Raw genomic sequence first — 21097 nt, 5'->3', positions numbered from 1 at the left:
ACGCGCAGCGGGCGCAGCAGGCGCCGGTCGCCACCGCCATGATGCAGGGCCCGAACACCCCGCCGCCCGGCACGCCGCCGATCGGCGGACGCACCGCCGAACAGGGCGGCGGACGTTTCACCAACAGCCAGAAGGCCCTCGCGGGTCTCGGCGTCGGCGCGCTGGCCGTGGGTGCCGCGGCGGCCTTCGTGCTGCTCAACAACAATCCTCCGGATCCGACGCCGCCCACCAAGACCAGCGCCGTGGTGGTTCCGCCACCGGTGCAGTCCACCACCACGACGACCGAACCGCCGACCACCACTCGGTTCGTGCCACCGCCGCCGACGGTGCCGCCGACCACCGAGGAACCGCTGCCCACCACCACCGAGCCGCCGCCGACCACCACCGAGCCGCCGCCGACCACCACGCCGGACAAACCGACGACCACCAAACCGGCGCCGACCACCACGGTCAAGCCCAGCAAGACCACCATCGAGCCCCCGTTCGAAATACCATCGTGGCCACCGACGGTGCCCGGTGGCGCCGGTGGTGCGTTCGGAACCACGCGACCAGCACACAGCAGCACTCCAGCTCCCGCCGCCCAGCAAGGACTGCCATGACGACCCCGAAGAATCTCTCCTCTCGCTACGAGCTGGGCGAGATCATCGGGTTCGGCGGTATGTCCGAAGTCCACAAGGCGCGGGATATGCGCCTCGGCCGCGATGTGGCCATCAAGGTGTTGCGTGCCGACCTGGCCCGCGACCCCACGTTCTATCTGCGGTTCAAGCGGGAGGCGCAGAACGCCGCCGCACTGAACCATCCGGCGATCGTGGCGGTCTACGACACCGGTGAGGCCGAGGTCGACGGCGGACCGCTGCCGTACATCGTCATGGAGTACGTGGACGGTGACACGCTGCGCGACCTGGTGCGCGGCAAGGGGCCGCTGCCGCCGCGCCGGGCCATGGAGGTCATCGCCGATGTGTGTGCGGCGCTGGACTTCTCGCACCGCAACGGCATCGTCCACCGGGATATGAAGCCCGCCAACATCATGATCAACCGCGCGGGTGCGGTGAAGGTGATGGACTTCGGCATCGCGCGCGCCATCGCCGACAGCTCCAACCCCATGACGCAGACCGCCGCGGTCATCGGCACCGCGCAGTACCTGTCCCCGGAGCAGGCCCGCGGCGAACAGGTCGACGCCCGCTCGGACGTGTACTCCGTCGGCTGCGTGCTGTACGAGATCCTCACCGGCGAACCGCCTTTCACCGGCGACTCCCCGGTCGCGGTGGCGTACCAGCACGTCCGGGAGGATCCGCGGCTGCCCTCGCACGTACACCCGGGCGTACCGCGCGAACTGGACTCGGTCGTGCTCAAGGCGATGAGCAAGAACCCGGCCAACCGCTACCAAACGGCCGCCGAAATGCGCGCTGACCTGATCCGGGTGCTGGGTGGGCAGAAGCCGACCGCGCCCATGGTCATGACCGAGGAGGAGAGCACCACCTTCCTCGACGAGGAATTCCCGGTATCGCGCTACCGCACCGTGGAACGCGGCGACGACACCAGCGAACAGGAGATCGTCGACCCGGGCGGCTCCCGGCGCGGGCTGTACCTGGGCCTGGCGGGCGCGGCCGCGGTGGTGGTGGCCTTCGTCCTGTTCTGGACGCTGATCGGTCCCGGCTCCGGTCCTGACCAGGTGACGGTGCCTGATCTGGCCAATCGGCCCGCCGCCACGGCGCAGCAGGAATTGGAGCGGCTCGGTTTCACCGTCGCCATCCAGGAGAAGCCGGACAGCAAGGTGGCGCAGGGCAATGTGATCGCCACCCAGCCGCTGGGCGGATCACCCATAGACGAGGGCAGCACCGTCACCCTCCAGGTGTCCACCGGCCCCGCGCAGGTCGCGGTGCCGCGCCTGGCCGGACTCACCCAGCAGCAGGCCGAACAGCAGCTCAATGCCAAAGGGCTGCGGCTGGATTCGGACGTGCAGCGCGACGCCTCCAGCGTCGAGGACAAGGACAAGGTGATCGCCCAGACCCCCACCGAGGGCGCGCGCATCGACGCCAACAGCACGGTCACCATTACCCTCGGCAAGGGACCCGAGCAGGTGCGCGTCCCCGATGTGGTGGGCCAGCCGCTGGAGGTGGCCGAACCCAATCTGGTGGAGAGCGCCGGTTTCGAGATCACCGTGCAGGAGGTGCAGAACTCCCAGCCCAAGGGCACGGTGATCGGCACCAACCCGGCGGGCGGCTCCATGGCCGACCGGGGCTCCACGGTCATCGTCCAGGTCTCCACCGGCGACGCCATCACCATGCCCGACCTGCGTGGGATGACCCCCGCCCAGGCCGCCGACACCCTCCGCTCCCGCGGCTGGGTCGGCCAGATCAGCCAGAACACCCAGGCCACCCTGGACGCGGGCAGTGTGGGCCGAGTCATCGCCCAGCAGCCCGCGGTCGGCTCCTCGCTCGGCAAGACCGCGACGGTGACCATCACGACCGGCGTGCTGTCCCTCGGACCCCCGTGAGATCCGCCGATCGGCACCACCGGCATGGCCGCGCCCCGCGAGGAGCGCGGCCATTCTCGTCAGAGCCGCAGGTGGCGGTTCATCGACATGGCCTCGTCGGCGAGGTCGGGCAGTTCGATCACCTCGATGCCGTGCTCGCGGAGCTTCTCGACGCCGACGCAGTCGGCCACGAAGGTGGCCGGTTCCCGCCAGGCGATGACGACCCGCCGAATGCCCGCGCGCAGAATGCGATCCGTGCAGGGGGCGCGGTCGAGGCTGGCGCGCTGCGAGCAGGGTTCCAGGGTGCTGTAGAGGGTGGCGTGCGGTAGCCGCGGGTCGTCCGGTTCCAGTTTGTTCAGGGCGGATTCCTCGGCGTGCACCTTCTCGTCGGTCTCCCGCGACAAACCGTGTGTGATCTCCACGCCGTCCTCGCCGACGATCACCGCGCCCACCGAGAACGCGGTCACGCTGATCGGGCACAGTCGGGCCAGTCCGATGGCGTGGCGCATCCACTGCCGGTGCAGGCGCTGCTCATCCGACACGGGGACCCTCCTCCTTCGGCAGGTAGCGCAGCAGGGCGATATCGCCGACCTGGCTGACCTCGGCCAGCCGCAGCCGCCGATGCGGCCCACCCGGATACGCGGCGGAACGCAGGAATCGCGGGGCGGCCGAATCGCCGACCAGGATCGGGGCGACCGCCATCAGCATCTCATCGGCCAGTCCCGCCGACAGGAAGGCCGTGTGGATCGCGCCGCCGCCCTCCACCATGAGCCGTTCGACGCCGCGCGCGCCGAGATCGTCCAGCAGCGCGGCGAAATCGACCACACCGCCCAGGGATATGACCGTCGCCGCCCGCGTGACGCGATCACCCAGCCGCACCGCACCGGCCTCGGTGGTGTAGACGATGCGCTCCCCGCCGCTGTGCCAGAAGCGCAACTCCGGGTCGAGCTCACCCTTGGCCGAGACGACCACGCGCAGGGGATACTCGGATCGCCCCGCCGACACCCGGGCGGCGCGGCGCTCGGCGCTGTTCACCAGCAGCCGGGGATTGTCGCGACGCAGCGTCTCCGCGCCGACCAGGATGGCGTCGGATTCGGCCCGCAGTCGATCGACCCGGTCGAAATCCGCCGAATTCGACAGCAGCAGCCGCTCGGTGCGCGCGTCGTCGATGTAGCCGTCGATGCTCACCGCCACCGACAGCAGCACGTGCGGTCGGCGGCGCACCACATCGTCGGGGCGATTCACACCAGCGCCGCGACTTCCGCCTCGAGGGTCCGCACCAGGCCCTCGTCGGGCCGGGCGCCGCAGACGCCCAGCCAGTTGGCCAGCATCCGGTGCCCGCCCTGGGTGAGCACGGATTCGGGATGGAACTGCACCCCGTGAATGGGCAGCTCACGATGCCGCATGGCCATGACGATCCCGCTCTCGGTGCGGCCGAGCACCTCCAGCTCCGGCGGCATGGTCTCCTCGAGCACGGTCAGCGAGTGGTAGCGGGTGGCGGTGAAGGGGTCGGGCAGTCCGGCCAGCACCCCCGCGCCGACGTGGTAGACGTCGGAGGTCTTGCCGTGCAGCAGCTCCGGGGCCCGGGTGACGGTAGCTCCGAAGGCCGTACCGATGGCCTGATGCCCCAGGCACACCCCGAGCAGCGGTACCTCGTGCTTCGCGCAGGCCCGCACCAGCTCGATACTCGCCCCGGCGCGCTCCGGCGTCCCCGGCCCGGGGCTGATGAGCAGGCCGTCGAATTCGGTCACCACCGCGTTCACGTCCGCGAGCTGTGGATCGTCGTTGCGCCAGACCGTCGCGTCCACACCCAGCTGCCCCAGATATTGGACCAGGTTGAACACGAAGCTGTCGTAATTGTCGACGACCAGAACACGCATGGTTCGAGAGTAGCTGGGCGCGGCCGCGATCGTCGCAGGCAATACCTAGTATGGACGCATACCTCAGCCATGCGCTGAAGTCACGGAGAGGCGGAGGAGAGCCACCCATGCCCAAGTCGAAGGTCCGGAAGAAGACGGACTACACGATCAACCCGGCAAGCCGGACACCCGTCAAGGTGAAGGCGGCGGGTCCCTCGCCGGTCTGGTACGTCTCCATCATGCTCGGTTTCATGCTGGCCGGGCTGGTGTGGCTGCTGGTGTACTACCTGGCCGCAGAGCAGATCAGCTGGATGAGCGATCTGGGTGCGTGGAACTTCCTGATCGGCTTCGGCCTCATGGTCGTGGGCCTGATCATGACCATGCGCTGGCGCTAGTTCTCCCCAGTCTCCACAAGATGAGCGGGGTGTGGATGGATACGACCGCTACATATAGCGGCTGCTAGTGAGCTCGATCGCCTTACAACAGTGTTATTCATACACACTTGTGGATGAATCTGTGGACAACTCGAGGAGGGTTTGGGGACAGTGACGCCAGCCGATTCCCGCGCCTTGGCGTGGTCGACCCCACCCGCCGCCCTCGCGGTCTGTGCCCTCGGCGGGATCGTGCTCGCCGTGGCGGCCTTCCTGTCCGACGATCCGCCGGGTCGGCTGCTCATCGGCCTGGCCGCGATCGCCCTGCTCGTCATGGCCGGAGTGGGCCTGCGGCAGCGGCCGCGCCTGGCCGTCGAGCCGGGCACCCCCGATCCGGTCGTGGTGCGCGGCGTGGCCGGACCCAAGCGCTATACACCCGAGCAGGTGCTGCGGGCGCGCGTGGTCTCCTACCGGCGACTCGGCCGCCGGATGCCCATGCTCGAACTGGATGTGGACGACGGCGGCGAAGAGCGTCTGCTCATCTTCGGCCGCTGGGATCTCGGGGCCGCACCCGACGAGGTCCTCGAAACCCTGCGTGCCCATCTGGGTCGCTGATCCGGTAGTTCACCCGAGTCGCTCCGGCCGAGCCTCGAAAGGATCCGGCCGAGCCGGGCCGCGACGTCAGTTGATCACTATCACCGTCGGCGCGGCCAGCACGCTCACCACCAGCGCGAGCACCACCACGGCCGCCACCGATCCCCAACCGATCGCGGAGGCGGTCGACTGGGTGCGGGCGCGCAGCAGGCGCGGCAGGTACAGGATCCCGGCCGTGGACAGCGTCCCCGCCGCGAGTCCGCCCAGGTGCGCCCACAGCGAGATGCCGGGCACCGACACGCTGATGAACAGGTTGATCGCCAACAGCACGGCGATCTGCGTCATGTTCTGCCGGGTACGCAGCATGATCACCGCGACCGCGCCGAACAGACCGTAGATCGCGCCGGACGCGCCGACGGTGGCGGTGAGCGGATCGACCAGCGCCATGACGGCCGCGGAGCCACCCAGCAGCGAGGCCAGATACACGGCGAGGAATCGCGTACGCCCCAACGCCACTTCGCAGTACGGGCCGAGCAGGTACAGCGCGAGCATATTCACCAGCAGGTGGATCAGGCCGTAGTGCAGGAAGCCGGAGCCGACGACGCGGAACCACTCACCGTCCCCGACGAAGGCGGGCACCAACCGCCATGCCCTGAACAGCGAGGAGGCCCGATTGTCCATCAGGTTCCCGGCTTCCAGCGCGGTAATGCCGTAGATGGCGACATTCACGGCGATCAGCGCGTAGGTCACGAAGGGCACGGGATTGCGCGACAGCGTCGCCCCGCCCACCGTGCGCACCTGCCGAACATCCTTCTGCCCCTGTGCCACACAGTCCACGCAGTGCTGCCCGACCGAGGCCGAGCGCAGGCATTCCGGGCAGGCGGACCGCCCGCACCGCGTGCAGGCCAGACCGGTGGGCCGGTCCGGATGGCGGTAACACGACGGTGCGGGCGGGTGAGGATTCATCTCTACTGCTTTCGAATTCAGTCGATGGTGACGCTGTTGATCACGACCGGATCCTTCGGCCGGTCGTTGCGATCAGTCGCGGTGGTGGCGATGGTGTCGACCACCTTGCGGGAGTCGGGATCCACCACCTCTCCGAAGATGGTGTGCTTCCGATTGAGATGCGGCTGCGCACCGACGGTGATGAAGAACTGCGAACCATTGGTGCCCGGCCCGGCGTTGGCCATGGCCAGCAGGTAGCCGCGGTCGAAGCGCAGTTCGGGATGGAACTCGTCCTTGAACTCGTAGCCCGGTCCGCCGCGCCCGGTACCGGTCGGGTCGCCACCCTGAATCATGAAGCCGTCGATCACGCGGTGGAAGACGGCCCCGTCGTAGAACGGCCCGGAATCGGTGCCCGCGGCGTTCTTCGTCGTGTACGGGGCGGAGCCGTCGGCCAGGCCGATGAAGTTGCGCACCGTCGCGGGGGCGTGGTTACCGAAGAGCGAGATCTTGATATCGCCGAGGTTGGTGTGCAGCGTCGCCACGGCGGTCTGATTCGGTGAGGTCACGCCGCCCATGCTATGCCGTTGCCAGCGGGGGAACCCCCAGCGACCTGCGGTCACCACCCCTTGCTGCGCGAAAACGCGTGCTGTGTCACAGTGGTCGGATGGAGCTGGGGAGTTTTCGCAACCGAATCATCGCGGCGGCACTACTCGGAGCGGTGGGCAGCATTGTCGCGGTCGTCCTGAACCGCCGCCCGCAGCCGCCCGCCCCCGCCCCCGAACCGCCGCGCCTGGGCTATTCCCGCAATGGTTCCGCACCCACCCCGCTCGCCGGAGCGGGCACGGAAACCACGCGCTGAGCATTCCTACCGGCTCACCGAGCGCTTGTACTGCCGCACGGCCAGCGGAACGAAGATCACCAGGATCACGGCGACCCACATGAGCGTGGTCGCCACCGGATGCCGCATGGACCAGGTGTCCGGCGGCGGCATGGCCGGGCTGGTATTGCCGAACAGATCGCGAGTCGCCTGCGTCAGCGCCGACACCGGATTCCATTCCGCGAACAGCTTCAGCGGTCCGGGCAGATTCTCCATCGGCACGAAGGTGTTGGCGAGGAAGGTGAGCGGGAAGATCACGATGAACACCGCGTTGTTGAACACCTCGGGCGCTCGCACGATCAGGCCGATCACGGCCATGATCCACGAGATCGCGTAGGCGAACAGCAACAGCAGCAGATACGCCAGCACCGCGTCCACGAACGATCCGCGAATTCGCCAGCCGACCACCAGACCGGCCAGCGACATCACCACCAGGCTCACCACATTGATCACCACGTCGGCGCCGGTGCGGCCGATGAGGACCGCCGCGGGTTCCATGGGTAGTGAGCGGAAACGGTCGATGATGCCCTTCTGCATATCCTCGGCCAGGCTCAAACCCGTGAAGGTGCCGCCGAATACGACCGTTTGGGCGAAGATGCCCGCGATGAGGAATTCGCGGTAGCCGCCCTCCATACCCGGCACCTGGATGGCCGTGCCGAACACGTACGCGAACAGCAGCACGAACATGATCGGCGACAGCGTCGTGAAGATCAGCACGTCCGGGACGCGCTTGATCTTGATGACATTGCGCTTGGTGATGGTGAGGCTGTCGCTCGCCAACATGGTGGCCCGCTGGGCCAGCGACGGTTTCTCGACGGATGTCAGCATGGCGCTCATCGGGCCTGTCCCTCCTTCTCCAGCTCCGCCGAACCCGAGCCGTTCACCAATTCCTCGGCCTCATGGCCCGTCAAGGTCAAGAACACGTCGTCGAGCGACGGTCGCCGTAGTCCCACGTCATGAATGGCCACTTCATGTTTGGTGAGCTGGCCGATAGCGTCGACCAGCGCCTGCGAACCATTGCTGACCGGGACGATGATGCGCCGCAGCCCCGGCTCCAGCCGGATCTCGCCGTGCGCCAGCCCGGACAGCGCCTGTTCGGCGACCGCCAGATTGTCCACATGGTCCACGGTCAGCTCGATGCGGTCGCCGCCGACCATGGACTTCAGCTCGTCGGAGGTGCCCTCGGCGATCACCGTGCCGTGGTCGATCACGGCGATGGAGTCGGCCAGCCGGTCGGCCTCCTCCAGGTACTGGGTGGTCAGCAGCAGGGTGGTGCCGCCCGCGACCAGTTCCTCCATGACATCCCAGAGGTCCAGGCGCGCACGGGGATCGAGGCCGGTGGTCGGTTCGTCCAGGAACAGCACCGGCGGGTTGGCGACCAGGGCGCCCGCGAGGTCGAGCCGCCGCCGCATACCGCCGGAGTAGCCCTTCACCGGGCGGTCGCCGGCGTCGGACAGCCGGAAGCGCTCCAGCAGCTCCCGGGCACGCTGCTTACTGCGCTGCACCCCGAGGTGGTACAGCCGACCGACCATTTCGAGATTCTCGAAGCCGGTGAGGTACTCGTCCACGGCCGCGTACTGGCCGGAGGTGCCGATCCGGGAGCGCAGCAACTGCGGATCCTTCAGCACGTCGACCCCGGCGACGGTGGCGCGGCCGGAGTCGGGGATGAGCAGGGTGGTCAGAACGCGGACGGTGGTGGTCTTCCCCGCGCCGTTGGGACCCAGCAGGGCTTTGACGGTGCCTTCCGGCACCCGTAAGTCGAGTCCATCCAGTGCGACCACGCGGCCGTACCGTTTGACCAGCCCCTCTGCGACTATTGCGTCGGGCATGATTCTCCTGGTGTCGTATGGGTTCTTAGCTCGTATAGATGTCTGAGCTGCGCAGATACTGTCGACCGTGACCGGGACGCTATCGCCCCAGTATTGCCCAGGCTGATCGTGATTTCATCCCATTTACCCCGTTTCGAAACGCCTGTCGCACACGAGGAGCCGCCGCCCTCGGGAATGCGGCGGCGCGCGGTCCTCGACAGCTCGTGCACGAACACATGTTCGCAGCGGGGTACGACAGGTTCGGCGAAAAATTCTTCCAACGCGATGGTCCCCGTGCGCACACAAACTCGAATCGTCGCGTAGGATCGTTCCCGTCGGCCCCTCCCCCCCGGGCCGACCTATCGCGGGCCTCGGCAAACTCCCCCCCTTCGCCGCGGCCCGCCCCCCTTTCTGGAGTCGGCTCACCGGACTAGACCAATACGATCTAGATCAGTGGGCGGATCTCGTTGCGGCGCAGCACATGCCCGCGCAGTCGGCTGATACCGCGCACCCGCACACTGCGCAGATGCCGCAGCGTGAATTCCGGATCGCCGTCGAGTCGCGCGGCCGCGCCGTCGTCGATGAGCACGGTGCCCGGCCGAGCCACACCGGTGAGCCGCGCGGCCACATTCACCACATCGCCGTAGAGGTCGCCGAAGCGCTGCAATACCGGCCCGTAGGCCAGGCCGATGCGCAACTGCGTGGTGATCCCCGGCGACGCCTCCGCCGCCTCCTGAATGGCCAGCGAGATCCGCGCGCCCTGCTCGGCGGACCCGGCCGCGTACATGACCTCGTCGCCGACATTCTTGATCACCCAGCCGCCGCCCGCGGTGATCGCGTTGCTGGTGACGGTCTCGAACGATTCCAGCAGCGCCGAGAGCTCCTCGGGGTCCAGATGCCGGGTCAGACGCGTGTAACTGACCATATCGGCGAACCCGACCGCCAACTGCCGCACCTGGTCCCCCGCCACCGCGCCGCCGTCCAGCGACCGCGCCAGCGAGGAGGCCAACTGCCGCCGCCAGGCATAGGAGAGCAACTGCTCGAGTTCGGAGACGACCTCCTCGGTGGCCGCCCGCGCCGCCTCCTGCGGATCGGCCGCGGGATCGGCCTCGGTAATGGCCGCGATCCGGTCCAAGATCTCCTCGGTAACCAGATCGACCTGCCACTCCGCCAGCCGCGCCATGGACTGCCCCAACTGCCGCGCCGCCGCCGTCTGCCGCGGAACATCCGCCCGCGCAAGCACATTCAGCTTGGTGAAGGCGCGAACAGCCTGCACATCGGCATCGGTGTACTCGATCGCCTCATCGTCCGGATCAGCCGGAAACCCCAACGACACCCACAGCCGCCGCGACAGCGTCGACGGCACCCCGGTGCGGTCGGCCACCTGCCGCCGGTTGTACTTACGCTCCCCGCTCAGCAGATAAGGCTCGACCACCGACTGAACCAATTTGGAGATCTCAGTGGAGGCCATGGGGCCACCTTACGGCGCAACCCCCCCACCACGCCGCCGCCACGACCCGCCTGGTGACCGATCACAAACCAGGGCTGGGTTCGCGGGCGTCGGGCGTGTTGAGCCGCGGTCAGGCGTGCTCACGAAGAGCATGAGCCTTTGTTCGTTCCGCGTACACCCTCAGCCTGGTTGCTCGGTTTCGGCCAGGCCCCGCACCGCTGTTCAGCGCAGAGCCGGGTCTGTGACCCGATCACTGCTTCCAGCTCCTGCGAACACCCGATCCAACAGATCGAGCACGGGATCCCCCGGCAACACATCCACATTTCCCTGCCAGATGACCCCGCCCTGCGGACACCACACCAGCACCCGCCGAGATCCCGGTGCGACCCCTTCGGCCACAACGCTGTTCATACCCGGTGCGATCGCCAAACTTTGGGTGCGCCCATCCGCGTCCGGATCCACCGAACACCGATCCGCCGGGTACTCGGTCCCGTGCACCACCACTTTGATCCGAGCCCGCCCCGGAATTACCTGCACACTCGGATCAGCCGCCGCAAACGCCGGATCCGCCAGCAGCAACGCGCCAGCCGCGACCACGGTCGTCACCACCCGGCTGCCGCGCACACCCTGCAAAGCCCGAAACCCCACTTCAGCCCTTTCTTCCGGCATCCACCAGGATCCCGATCCTATGCCGCACCCACCCCCGCTCAGTATCGGGTAGATGCCCTAATCCGCCGACAATCTTCGAACTCGACCGAGCATCTCGGAGCTAGGCCCGCGATTCGGAACAGCCCAGCCCGGCCCACCAGCGAACCCCCGTGCGACAGCGACCATTACGGTCCTGGAATCGGCATATGGTGCGTTCGCGCACCGGCGGCCCCTTCGATGCCTGCGCCGAACCCCCCGAGGGGTCCTCCGTTCGTAGTTCCTGCGTTCGGCGCGTTGTTCGGGCAGTCTTGACTTTGTCGTCTGCCGATCAGGAGGCTGGGGCACTCGGGTGAGACAGCGCGATTCGAGCCGTTCCCGCTGGTCACCCGGTTCCGTTGGTAGCGTCAGCGCCATGGAGCTTCGTGATCTCGTAGCTCGAGCTGTACGCATCGGGGCAACACCCGGACTCCCAGCCTCCCCGGCCGAGCTCGCTGCGGCAGAGTCGCGACTGGGGGTCCGCTTCGATCACCAATACAGAGAGCTGATGTCGATCTGCAGCGGCATCGAGGCGATCGGTGGTTCCTTCCTGTACCCGGCCGATGAGCTCGGGGCCTCGCCACGATGGCTGGAGCGGACCGATTTTCTCGAGATCGAGTACTTCACCGGCGATCCGCCGGGCTTCGAGATGCGGAACTGGGAGATGATCGAACCGATCTTCCATCCGCCTCCGGCCGGACGAATTCATGTCCTGATCGGCGATGACGAATTGCAGCCCGAAGCCTTGGTATGCAACTTCTCCAGTACCGATCCCGACGCGCCGCCCGGGGATATCGCCCAGTGTCGCTACGAACCTCACATCCGTGGAGATCTCACCGAGACCTTGACCGAACTGATAGACGTTGCCGAAGAACTCGGCATGGATGACGGGCGCGTCGAGTCCGACCAGCACGATCGCGCAGACGTGTACTTCCAAATCGGCCGTCTGCTGCGAGGGATCTCGACACAGAACCGTGCGTACATTCGCCATGCCCTGTCGGCTCGATGGCGTCACGAGTTCGACCAGCGACCGGGCCAACCCGGCCTCAACGACCTCCGAGATTCCGTGTGCTGGCACCGGGTACCAGCCAAGATCGAACCGATCGAGTATGACCTGTGGGGATCGCCTCCGCATTCTGTGCGCGCCACGGCGACCATCCCCGAGGGCTGGTCGAAATCCCCGCTCGAGGCCGTCATCGGTGTCGTCAAGGAGAACACCGTGTGGCGGATCGACTCGTGGTCGTGGAATCGACCTGACGGATAGCGTTGCCATCTGACGGATGAATTCGCAGACACCCATACCCCAGAGAGCTATCCCTTGCGCCCGGAAACCCGTACAGTCGAGCTCCTGTTTGCGGGGCGCTGCTGCCACAGCGGGGTAAGGGGCACTCCCCTACCAGCGATTCCCCACCTCATCCTGAATCAACCGGCGGGTCGGTTCCCCGTACACAGCCTGATCACTCAGCGCCGCAAGCAGCAGCGTGCCCTGGATGACGACCGCTATTGATCAGCGACGCTCAGCACCGTCCGGCCATACGATGACGACAGGCACGCCTTTGCCGCGGGCCAGTTCGACGACGGTGCCGGTGCCGCCTTTCTCGCTGGGTTGGGAATCCCATACGGCGATCAGCGCATCGCAGGTGCCGACGAGCGCCTCGTTCGCGGCCTCGTATGCCTCGCGGCCAGCCTCGTCGAACTCCATTACCCGCACGGTGTCCGCGCACCGGATCAACTCATCGAACTGCTGGGCGTGATCGGGCTTGACCTTGCGCTCACGGTAGTTCCGTGACGGCAGCACGACCTCGAGTCGGCCGCCCGCGTCGAGTACGGCCTGCGCGAACACCGAGTCGGCACCGCGGGCGATACAGCTGACGCCGACAAGGTCGACCGCATCGCCGTGCTCGTCGAGGACACGGCGGATCTCGTCATAGATGAGCGGCACCGAGTCGGCGGTGATGTTCATATGTCCGGTCACACCGATGCGAGTCATGCCCACTTCTATACAGGTGCGGTGATATAGGGGCGCATCCTGTCGCGGAACTCGGCCACGACAGCGACGTCGGCGAGTTGGCTGGTTCGCTGGTACATCTCGCCGAGCTTTACCCGCACCCGGTCGGACGCAGTCCGTTCCACGGTGGTCAGAGCCTCGTGCCCGAGTCGACACGCTTCCTCGGCCTCACCCTCGATCAGACGAGCCTCGGCGATGCCGAGCTGATCGAGGGCGGTGCTGCGCAAGCGGTCCGGCCTGCGGAGCGCGATGGCCTGCCCAATGTATTCGGCGGCCGGTGCGGCGTACTCAGGGTTGCGCTGTGCCATCTCGAGCAGACGGCCCCCGGTGGTGCCTGCGAACTCGGCGGCGTCGAAATAGCCAATCCAGTGAACGCGGCGCACATCCGCGACACCGGGATCCCGCCCGGGCCGCCGGGCCGCCGCTCCTATGAGGTCAAGGCAGCCTGTTACGCGGGGACGTGGCGTGTCAGTATGAGCGTCACGGGCAGCATCCAGGGGCAGCCGTTCGTGTTCAGCAACTACTAACGGACCCGTGAAGTGCCGACAACGCAATGTCCGAGCCGATGAGAGGAATTCCGATGTCGATGGACGAGCGCACATCCCGGGGATTGCGGGACCAGATTCAGCCGATCGCCGAGGCGGTGGCCGCCAAGCTCGGGGCCGGGCACCCCGCGGTGGCGGCGCTGGAGTTGGCTGCGGCTGAGATCGCTGCCGCCGTGCCCATGCCTCGCCGGTACGCGGATTACGAGCCGCAGGTCGGGTAACCCGCATATCGTTCGATAGATCCGATGGCGGAACGCGCCGCACAAACGACGAACCGCCCCGTCCAGGGCGGTTCGTGTGTGGACACGGAGTGTGGACACAAGCAGACCAGTAGGGCGAAAACCCTATCTGACCTGCTCTGATAGTTGTGGAGCCTAGGGGAATCGAACCCCTAACCCCTGCCTTGCAAAGGCAGTGCTCTGCCAATTGAGCTAAGGCCCCGGACGGGGAAGAATCCCCGAAAGTTGTTCAGCGCGTGGTTACCTCGTGCCAGAGGTCCGCGTCGTTGCGCTGACGCAGTTTGCTGATTCCGAAAATCACCGCGGCAACGAGGCCGATCGTGAGGAGAAATTTCATGAATCCCACCCTACAGAGATATTCGGGAGTGGGCCTAGGAGGACTTGAACCTCCGACCTCTTCGTTATCAGCGAAGCGCTCTAACCGCCTGAGCTATAGGCCCTCATCTCGGTTCCGGGTGTCTCACCCGAACCGAGGCATGAGATTACCGTACGACTCCCCGAGTAACCAAAACGGCCGGTAGCGGGCTTGTACGAGCCCGCCGCCGGCCGCTTCGAGAGGTACTCCGATGCGAGTGGACTAGTCCGGATCGGCCAGGGTCACCTGGATGCCGCCGACCAGATCGGTGCAGTTGTTGTAGACGAACACGCCGACCGTGGACAGGGCGGTGAAAAGCACCACATTGATCATGCCGATGACACCGGCGTAACCGAAGACGGTGCCCGCGTCCACGATCGCCGAGGACGAGCCGCCGTCGGAGACGATGTCGGTGAAGGTGGAATTCATCCGCTCCCACACGCCCATGCCCTCGAGCACGAGGTACAGCAGGCCCACCGCGAGCATCCACACGAAGAACAGCGCCACGCTGATCACCAACGACACCTTCAGCGTGGACCACGGATCGATATGGCGCAGCTGCACCGTCGCCCGCAGTGGTTCACCGCTGGAGACGGCCTGCTGCACGGCCGCCGGAGCCGACGGCGACACCGGACCCCCGGCGACCGCCGCGGGAGCCTCCACATGCTGTGGCAGCGGATGCCGCAGATCGGACAGATCCGGCATGTCCTTGACCAGTTCCGGCCGCGCGATGCTGCGGGTCGGCCCGTCGATGCCGACGGACTTCACCATGGCGGCCTCCTTGCGGGCCGCCTTGGCGGCCAGGTCGGCCGTGGTGCGGGCATTGGACGCGCCCGCGTTCAGGCCGACCCCGGGCGCGGAGCCCGGGCGTCCCGCCACCGGTGCCTGGCCGGGACGGTAGAGGTTGGACTGCGGCTCCCGCTGCGGTAGCTGGGACCAGCCGCCCTCCTCGAACCGGGACGTGGTCTGCCCGTCACCGGGTGCCGGTTGCTCGGCGGCCTGATCCGGGGCGGCCTGCTCCGGATCGCTCCGACGTCCGGCGTTGCCATCCTGCGCGAAATCACCGGACTGGCCCGACATTTCAGGCGGTTGCGGCTGCCCTTCCGGCGATCCCGGCCGCGGAATGGGGCGCGGCGGAATCGGGGACGGTGCGATTCGCTCGGTCACACCGTTGGCATGCTGCCGCTGGTCATTCGGCTGATTCGGAGTGGTCAATGGTGAATCCTTCGATCCGTTGTGCCGCCGCTGCTGTCGAGAAAACTACTGCTTCGCCGAACCACTGGCATCTTCTTCACCGGAAACCGCGTCGGGCTCATCGGCGTTGCGCGCGATTGCGAGCAACGTAGCGCCCTCGCCCAGGTTCATCAATCGCACGCCCTTGGTCTGGCGTCCGGCCTTGCGCACCTGGTTGGCCGCCGTCCGGATCACACCGCCGCCGGAGGTGATGGCGTACAGCTCGTCGTCGTCGTCGACGATGAGCGCTCCGACCAGACTGCCACGTTTCTGGTCGTACTGGATGGTCAATACGCCCTTTCCACCGCGACCCTGCGCGGTGTACTCGTCCAGCGCCGTGCGCTTGGAGTAGCCGCCCGAGGTCGCGACGAGCAGGAAGCCCTGCTCACCCTCGTGCACCACGTTGAGCGACAGCAGTTCGTCGTCGGTGTTGAAGCGCATGCCCTGCACGCCGGAGGTGGCGCGGCCCATGGGACGCAGCACCTCGTCGTTGGCGGCGAAGCGGATCGACTGGCCGTGTGCGGAGACGAGCAGCAGGTCGTCATCGGCGGCACACAGCGCGGCACCGACCAGTTCGTCCTCGTCGCGCAGGTTCACCGCGACGATGCCGCCGCTGCGGTTGGAGTCGAAATCGGTCAGCCTGGACTTCTTCACCAGGCCCTTGCGGGTGGCGAGCACCAGGTAGGGCGCGTCCTCGTAGGACTTGATCTGGATGACCTGGGCGATCTTCTCGTCCGGCTGGAAGGCCAGCAGATTCGCCACGTGCTGGCCGCGCGCGGTGCGGTTGGCCTCGGGCAGCTCGTACGCCTTGACCCGGTACACCCGGCCCTTGTTGGTGAAGAACAGCAGCCAGTCGTGCGTGCTGGTGATGAAGAAGTGCTTGACGATGTCGTCCTGCTTGAGACCCGCGCCCTGCACGCCCTTGCCGCCGCGCTTCTGCGAGCGGTACAGGTCGGTCTTGGTGCGCTTGGCGTAACCGGTCTCGGTAATGGTGACGACCACGTCCTCGCGGGCGATCAGATCCTCGTCCGCGACGTCACCGTCGGAGGCGATGATCTTGGTGCGCCGGTCGTCGCCGTGCTTGTCGACGATTTCGGCCAGCTCGTCGCGCACGATCGCGCGCTGCCGCTCCGGCCGCGCCAGAATGTCCTTCAAATCGGCGATCTCGGCCTCGATCTTGGCCAACTCGTCGAGGATCTTCTGCCGTTCCAGGGCGGACAGGCGGCGCAGCTGCATATCGAGAATGGCCGTCGCCTGGATCTCGTCGATATCGAGCAGCTGCATCAAGCCGGTACGGGCCGTCTCGGTGTCGGCCGAGCGGCGGATCAGGGCGATCACGGCATCCAGCTGATCCAGGGCCTTCACCAGACCGCGCAGGATGTGGGCGCGTTCCTCGGCCTTGCGCAGCAGGTACTTGGTACGCCGGACGATCACGTCCAACTGGTGATTCACGTACAGGCGAATCATCTGGTCCAGACGCAGCGTGCGCGGCACGCCGTCCACGATGGACAGCATGTTCGCGCCGAAGCTGGTCTGCAGCTGGGTGTGCTTGTAGAGGTTGTTCAGCACCACCTTGGCGACCGCGTCACGCTTGACCGTGATGACGATGCGCATGCCCACGCGATCCGAGGACTCGTCGTGGATGTCGGCGACACCGGCGATCTTGGCGTCCTTCACCTGCTCGGCGATCGAGTTGATGAAGTTGTCGGTGTTGACCTGGTAGGGCAGCTCGGTGATGACGATCGTGGTGCGACCCCGATTGTCCTCCTCGATCTCCACCACACCACGCATCTTGATCGAGCCGCGGCCCGTCGTGTACGCGTCGTGAATGCCCTGGGTGCCCACGATCAGACCCGCGGTCGGGAAGTCCGGGCCCTTCACCCGCTCCATGCACGCGGCGAGGGTGGACTCCTCGTCGGCGAGGTGATTGTCCAGCGCCCAGTAGATGGCCTCGGCGAGTTCGGTCAGGTTGTGCGGCGGGATATTCGTCGCCATACCGACCGCGATGCCGTTGCTGCCGTTCATGAGCAGCACCGGCACGCGGGCCGGGAGCACCACCGGCTCCTGCGTCTTGCCGTCGTAGTTCGGCAGGAAATCGACCGTCTCGTGGTCGATTTCGCGCAGCAGCTCCATGGCCAGCGGGGTCAGGCGGCATTCGGTGTAGCGCATGGCGGCCGCGCCGTCGTTGCCGCGCGAACCGAAGTTGCCCTGACCATCCACCAGCGGGTAGCGCAGCGACCAGGGCTGCGCCATGCGCACCAGGGTGTCGTAGATGGCCGTGTCACCGTGCGGGTGGTAGTTGCCCATGGTGTCGGCGACCGGGCGAGCCGACTTCACATAGCTGCGATCGGGCCGATACCCGTTGTCGTACATCGCGTACATGATCCGGCGGTGCACCGGCTTCAGACCGTCGCGCACCTCGGGTAGCGCGCGGCCCACGATCACGCTCATGGCGTAGTCGATGTAGGAGTTCTGCATCTCCTGCTGGATGTCGACCGGTTCGATCCGGTCGCCACCCGACGGGGGCAGGGAGGTCTCAGTCATGAATTGGTCTCCGTGGGAAGTCTGGTGGGGTGGTGGATGTGGGGCCTAGGGGAATCGAACCCCTGGGGACCACCTCCCCTACACATCGAGGAAGCGGACATCCTTGGCATTGCGGGTGATGAAGCTGCGCCGAGCCTCGACGTCCTCGCCCATGAGGACCGAGAACAGCTCATCGGCGGCCGCCGCGTCATCCAGGGTGACCAGGCGCAGCACCCGCACGCTCGGATCCATGGTGGTCTCCCACAGCTCCTTCGGGTTCATCTCGCCGAGACCCTTGTAGCGCTGCACGCCGTCGTCCTTGTTGATCTTCTTGCCCGCGGCCAGGCCGCGCTCCAGCAGACCGTCGCGCTCGCGGTCGGAGTAGGCGAACTCCGGATCCGACCGCTGCCACTTGAGCTTGTACAGCGGCGGCTGCGCCAGGAATACGTGCCCGTGCTCGACCAGCGGCCGCATGAAGCGGAACAGCAGGGTCAGCAGCAGGGTGGAGATGTGCTGACCGTCCACGTCGGCGTCGGCCATCAGCACGATCTTGTGATAGCGCAGCTTGCTGATGTCGAACTCGTCGTGGATGCCGGTGCCGAAGGCCGTGATGATCGACTGGACCTCGTTGTTCTTGAGCACCTTGTCGATGCGCGACTTCTCGACATTGATGATCTTGCCGCGCAGCGGCAGGATCGCCTGGTACATGGAGTCGCGGCCGGATTTCGCCGAGCCACCGGCGGAGTCGCCCTCCACGATGTAGATCTCGGACTTGCTCGGATCCTTGGAGCGGCAGTCCGCCAGCTTGCCGGGCAGTCCGCCCAGATCGGTCGCGCTCTTGCGCCGCACCAGCTCCCGCGCCTTGCGGGCGGCCACGCGCGCCTGCGCCGACGACACCGCCTTCTGCACGATGGTCTTGGCATCGGCCGGATTGGCCTCGAACCAGTGCGTCAGATGCTCGTTGCAGGTGCGCTGCACGAACGACTTGACCTCGGTATTGCCGAGCTTGGTCTTGGTCTGGCCCTCGAACTGCGGGTCGGCGACCTTCACGCTCACGATGGCGGCCAGCCCCTCGCGGATGTCGTCGCCGGTGAGGTTGCCGTCCTTCTCCTTGAGGAGCTTCTTGTCCTTCGCGTACTTGTTCACCACCGTGGTGAGCGCGGCGCGGAAACCCTCCTCGTGGGTGCCGCCCTCATGGGTGTTGATGGTGTTGGCGAAGGTGTGCACCGACTCGGAGTAGCCGGAGTTCCACTGCATGGCCACCTCGAGCTCGTGCCCGGTGCCCTTGCCGGTGAACGACACGATCGAGTTGTGGATCGGCGTCTTGGTCCGGTTGATGTGCTTGACGTAGTCCTCGAGACCGCCCGGGTAGTGGTAGGTCCGGGTCTTCACCTTCGGCTCGGCGGGCGGCGTGTTCTCGTCGAGATGTTTGGGCGCCTCGGCGGTCTCGCTCACCACCTCGTCGGTGATCTCACTCTCGGAGACCCGCTCGTCGGTCAGGGTGATGGTGAGGCCCTTGTTCAGGAACGCCATCTCCTGCAGGCGGCGCGCGACCGTCTCGAAGTTGTAGACGGTGGTCTCGAAGATGTTCGGATCCGCCCAGAAGGTCTGGGTGGTACCGGTGCGCTTGGTGGCGTCGCCCTTGATGAGCTTGCCCGGCTTGGAGTCCTTGTACTCCTGGCTCCAGTGGTAGCCGTCGCGGTCGATCTCCACGTGCATGCGGGTGGACAGCGCGTTCACCACCGAGATGCCGACGCCGTGCAGGCCGCCGGACACCGCGTAGGCGTCGGAGTCGAACTTGCCGCCCGCGTGCAACTGGGTCATGACGACCTCGACGGTCGGAATGCCCTGGGCGTGCATCTCCACCGGGATACCGCGGCCGTCGTCGACGACTCGGACGCCGCCGTCGGCCAACAGGGTCACATCGACGCGGGAGGCGTATCCCGCCATCGCCTCGTCGACGGAGTTGTCCACGACCTCCCAGATCAGGTGGTGCAGACCGCGCTCACCGGTGGAGCCGATGTACATGCCGGGACGCTTGCGGACGGCTTCGAGGCCCTCCAGGACCGTGATGTTGGAGGCACCGTAGTCCTGGTTTCCCGCTTTGCCCGGGGTGGAGCCGCTTGCGTTGGAGTCGTTGGCAGCCACTGCTCGGTAGCTCTCCTTACTTGCTGATCCTCTCGACACAGCGCGAGACGACACACGTGGGACCCCGAATCCTGTCTGCTCGAGAATTACGGGTCCACGCGCGGGCTCTGCGGAACGCGCCGGAGATATCGCCGCTAGTTACCCCACCATCCTACTGGCAGACCCGACACAGAATGCACCTATGACACCCCTGAGTGGGCCACAGATGCATGAAATCGATCGGCGAAGGGTCAGGAGATAGGCGGACCGGGTTCCAAAGCGTTCAGCGGGCAACTGGAACGTCGCCACAGAAGACGCGACAAAGTTCACCAGCGACTCGCTGGACAGCCGGAGGGATTCCGGTGTCGCGAACCCCCGGGACACCCCCGAGCCTAGCCGGTCGCACCGACGAATTCAGCCCACGTTCCACGTGAAACTCGCCGCTGACCAGGAACTCTCGAATTCGACGGGATGGTGACGGCGTGTGAACGGACCGATCCGACGATCCCCAGCCCATCCGCCCTCGGGCAAGGGCGGCGCATTCGAAGGCCCGACGCCACGAGGGCCGCCGTCAAGCGGGTCCGCACCACTGCCACAGCAGGCGCGGTCGAGTGACGCGGCCGAATCCGCCCCGGTGTGCGAGTGGTGGCGACTACCCGTAGGTGTCGCGCGGGCCGCGGCCCTTGATGTGGCGGTCGCCCTTGCGCCAACTGGGGGCCACCGGGCCGTTGATGCGCAACGAGGTGACCACGCCCTGGCCGACCGCGCGATTGATCTTGGCGAGGATCTGGGATTGCAGCATGCGCAGCTGCGTGGCCCAGGCGGTGGACTCGGCCTGAATGCTGAGCACCCCGTTCTCCAGGGAAACCGGGTGCGCGTGCGACGCGATGTCCTCCCCCACCACCGACTCCCAGCGACCGAAGACCATGCCCTCGGCGACCTTGCCGGACCAGCCGCGATTGCGCGCGAGCGCTCCCGTCAGCGCCGACAGCGCCTGCGGGTC

General features: G+C 66.8%; 21 protein-coding genes, 2 tRNA genes and 1 pseudogene. 7 read left to right on the top strand and 17 right to left on the bottom strand.

Annotated features, from left to right (window positions below; all coding sequences use genetic code 11):
* Together QK444_RS12110 and pknB are read left to right on the top strand one after the other, a co-directional pair.
* A pseudogene (locus QK444_RS12110) lies at positions 1-599 on the top strand (hypothetical protein); the annotation flags it as partial.
* Positions 596-2497 carry a Stk1 family PASTA domain-containing Ser/Thr kinase gene (pknB, locus tag QK444_RS12105; RefSeq protein ID WP_282779778.1) on the top strand — a complete coding sequence of 634 codons (1902 nt, stop codon included), beginning with the start codon at positions 596-598 and terminating at the stop codon, positions 2495-2497. The pseudogene QK444_RS12110 and the gene pknB, both read left to right, overlap by 4 nt.
* 59 nt (positions 2498-2556) lie before the next feature.
* Here pknB and QK444_RS12100 read toward each other — a convergent pair whose 3' ends face one another.
* The 3 genes from QK444_RS12100 to QK444_RS12090 are packed head-to-tail and all read right to left on the bottom strand — an operon-like array spanning position 2557 to position 4356.
* The gene (locus QK444_RS12100; protein WP_282779776.1) at positions 2557-3018 is read right to left on the bottom strand and encodes a deaminase; all 462 of its coding nucleotides are present in this window, start codon (positions 3016-3018) and stop codon (positions 2557-2559) included.
* On the bottom strand, positions 3008-3721 hold the full coding sequence (locus QK444_RS12095; RefSeq protein ID WP_282779775.1) for a dihydrofolate reductase family protein: 714 nt from the start codon (positions 3719-3721) through the stop codon (positions 3008-3010). The genes QK444_RS12100 and QK444_RS12095 overlap by 11 nt, the downstream gene beginning before the upstream one ends.
* Entirely contained in the window at positions 3718-4356 is a 639-nt protein-coding gene (locus QK444_RS12090) for an aminodeoxychorismate/anthranilate synthase component II (protein WP_282779774.1), read from the bottom strand. Before QK444_RS12090 ends, QK444_RS12095 begins: the two co-directional genes overlap by 4 nt.
* Before the next feature lie 107 nt (positions 4357-4463).
* Here QK444_RS12090 and crgA point away from each other — a divergent pair, with 107 nt between their 5' ends.
* Positions 4464-4730 carry a cell division protein CrgA gene (gene crgA, locus QK444_RS12085; RefSeq protein WP_143983370.1) on the top strand — a complete coding sequence of 89 codons (267 nt, stop codon included), beginning with the start codon at positions 4464-4466 and terminating at the stop codon, positions 4728-4730.
* 150 nt (positions 4731-4880) lie between these two features.
* Complete coding sequence (locus tag QK444_RS12080; RefSeq protein ID WP_282779771.1) at positions 4881-5321, top strand: PH domain-containing protein; 441 nt, start codon at positions 4881-4883, stop codon at positions 5319-5321.
* Positions 5322-5387: 66 nt separating this feature from the next.
* Here the strand turns inward: QK444_RS12080 and QK444_RS12075 are convergent, their stop codons facing one another.
* Both QK444_RS12075 and QK444_RS12070 read right to left on the bottom strand, forming a co-directional pair.
* Complete coding sequence (locus QK444_RS12075; RefSeq protein WP_282779769.1) at positions 5388-6266, bottom strand: rhomboid family intramembrane serine protease; 879 nt, start codon at positions 6264-6266, stop codon at positions 5388-5390.
* A 17-nt stretch (positions 6267-6283) separates the two neighbouring features.
* A complete protein-coding gene (locus QK444_RS12070; protein WP_029930539.1) occupies positions 6284-6811 on the bottom strand; it encodes a peptidylprolyl isomerase in 528 nt (175 codons plus the stop codon).
* A 98-nt stretch (positions 6812-6909) separates the two neighbouring features.
* On the opposite strand from QK444_RS12070, the gene QK444_RS12065 reads away from it, so the two are divergent.
* Positions 6910-7104, top strand: a complete 195-nt coding sequence (locus QK444_RS12065; RefSeq protein ID WP_143983372.1) for a hypothetical protein — start codon at positions 6910-6912, stop codon at positions 7102-7104.
* Between the two features lie 6 nt (positions 7105-7110).
* On the opposite strand, the gene QK444_RS12060 is transcribed toward QK444_RS12065, so the two are convergent.
* The 3 genes from QK444_RS12060 to QK444_RS12050 form a co-directional block, all read right to left on the bottom strand.
* Positions 7111-7950, bottom strand: coding sequence for an ABC transporter permease (locus tag QK444_RS12060; protein ID WP_051036616.1), 840 nt, complete (start codon positions 7948-7950; stop codon positions 7111-7113).
* A 5-nt stretch (positions 7951-7955) separates the two neighbouring features.
* Positions 7956-8951, bottom strand: a complete 996-nt coding sequence (locus tag QK444_RS12055; protein ID WP_282779766.1) for an ATP-binding cassette domain-containing protein — start codon at positions 8949-8951, stop codon at positions 7956-7958.
* A gap of 424 nt (positions 8952-9375) precedes the next feature.
* Entirely contained in the window at positions 9376-10401 is a 1026-nt protein-coding gene (locus QK444_RS12050; protein ID WP_039808161.1) for an adenylate/guanylate cyclase domain-containing protein, read from the bottom strand.
* Positions 10402-11440: 1039 nt separating this feature from the next.
* Between QK444_RS12050 and QK444_RS12045 the strand changes: the two genes are divergently transcribed.
* Positions 11441-12328, top strand: a complete 888-nt coding sequence (locus tag QK444_RS12045; protein WP_282779763.1) for an SMI1/KNR4 family protein — start codon at positions 11441-11443, stop codon at positions 12326-12328.
* A gap of 243 nt (positions 12329-12571) precedes the next feature.
* On the opposite strand, the gene QK444_RS12040 is transcribed toward QK444_RS12045, so the two are convergent.
* A complete protein-coding gene (locus QK444_RS12040; RefSeq protein ID WP_282779761.1) occupies positions 12572-13027 on the bottom strand; it encodes a hypothetical protein in 456 nt (151 codons plus the stop codon).
* A 35-nt stretch (positions 13028-13062) separates the two neighbouring features.
* Positions 13063-13455, bottom strand: a complete 393-nt coding sequence (locus QK444_RS12035) for a hypothetical protein (protein ID WP_282779759.1) — start codon at positions 13453-13455, stop codon at positions 13063-13065.
* 197 nt (positions 13456-13652) lie between these two features.
* Here QK444_RS12035 and QK444_RS12030 point away from each other — a divergent pair, with 197 nt between their 5' ends.
* Positions 13653-13838 (top strand): hypothetical protein, encoded by a 186-nt coding sequence (locus tag QK444_RS12030; protein WP_282779757.1) that lies wholly within the window; start codon positions 13653-13655, stop codon positions 13836-13838.
* Between the two features lie 147 nt (positions 13839-13985).
* Here the strand turns inward: QK444_RS12030 and QK444_RS12025 are convergent.
* The 7 genes from QK444_RS12025 to QK444_RS11995 all read right to left on the bottom strand — a co-directional run.
* Positions 13986-14058: transfer RNA gene (locus tag QK444_RS12025), tRNA-Ala, on the bottom strand.
* Positions 14059-14085: 27 nt separating this feature from the next.
* Positions 14086-14193: a DLW-39 family protein gene (locus QK444_RS12020; protein ID WP_218007277.1), complete on the bottom strand. Its 108-nt coding sequence runs from the start codon at positions 14191-14193 to the stop codon at positions 14086-14088.
* A gap of 29 nt (positions 14194-14222) precedes the next feature.
* Positions 14223-14296: transfer RNA gene (locus QK444_RS12015), tRNA-Ile, on the bottom strand.
* Between the two features lie 137 nt (positions 14297-14433).
* Complete coding sequence (locus tag QK444_RS12010; RefSeq protein WP_282779754.1) at positions 14434-15426, bottom strand: DUF3566 domain-containing protein; 993 nt, start codon at positions 15424-15426, stop codon at positions 14434-14436.
* Between the two features lie 45 nt (positions 15427-15471).
* On the bottom strand, positions 15472-17988 hold the full coding sequence (gene gyrA, locus QK444_RS12005) for a DNA gyrase subunit A (RefSeq protein WP_029932485.1): 2517 nt from the start codon (positions 17986-17988) through the stop codon (positions 15472-15474).
* 78 nt (positions 17989-18066) lie between these two features.
* The gene (gyrB, locus tag QK444_RS12000) at positions 18067-20115 is read right to left on the bottom strand and encodes a DNA topoisomerase (ATP-hydrolyzing) subunit B (protein ID WP_282779752.1); all 2049 of its coding nucleotides are present in this window, start codon (positions 20113-20115) and stop codon (positions 18067-18069) included.
* Between the two features lie 631 nt (positions 20116-20746).
* Positions 20747-21097 (bottom strand): DciA family protein (locus QK444_RS11995; RefSeq protein WP_282779750.1); only part of this gene is annotated, 351 nt, incomplete at its 5' end.

This window comes from Nocardia sp. CC201C, from assembly GCF_030010695.1.
Lineage (GTDB): Bacteria > Actinomycetota > Actinomycetes > Mycobacteriales > Mycobacteriaceae > Nocardia > Nocardia otitidiscaviarum.
Note: the sequence above shows the minus strand (reverse complement) of the source record. Positions and strands in the feature narration are given on the sequence as shown.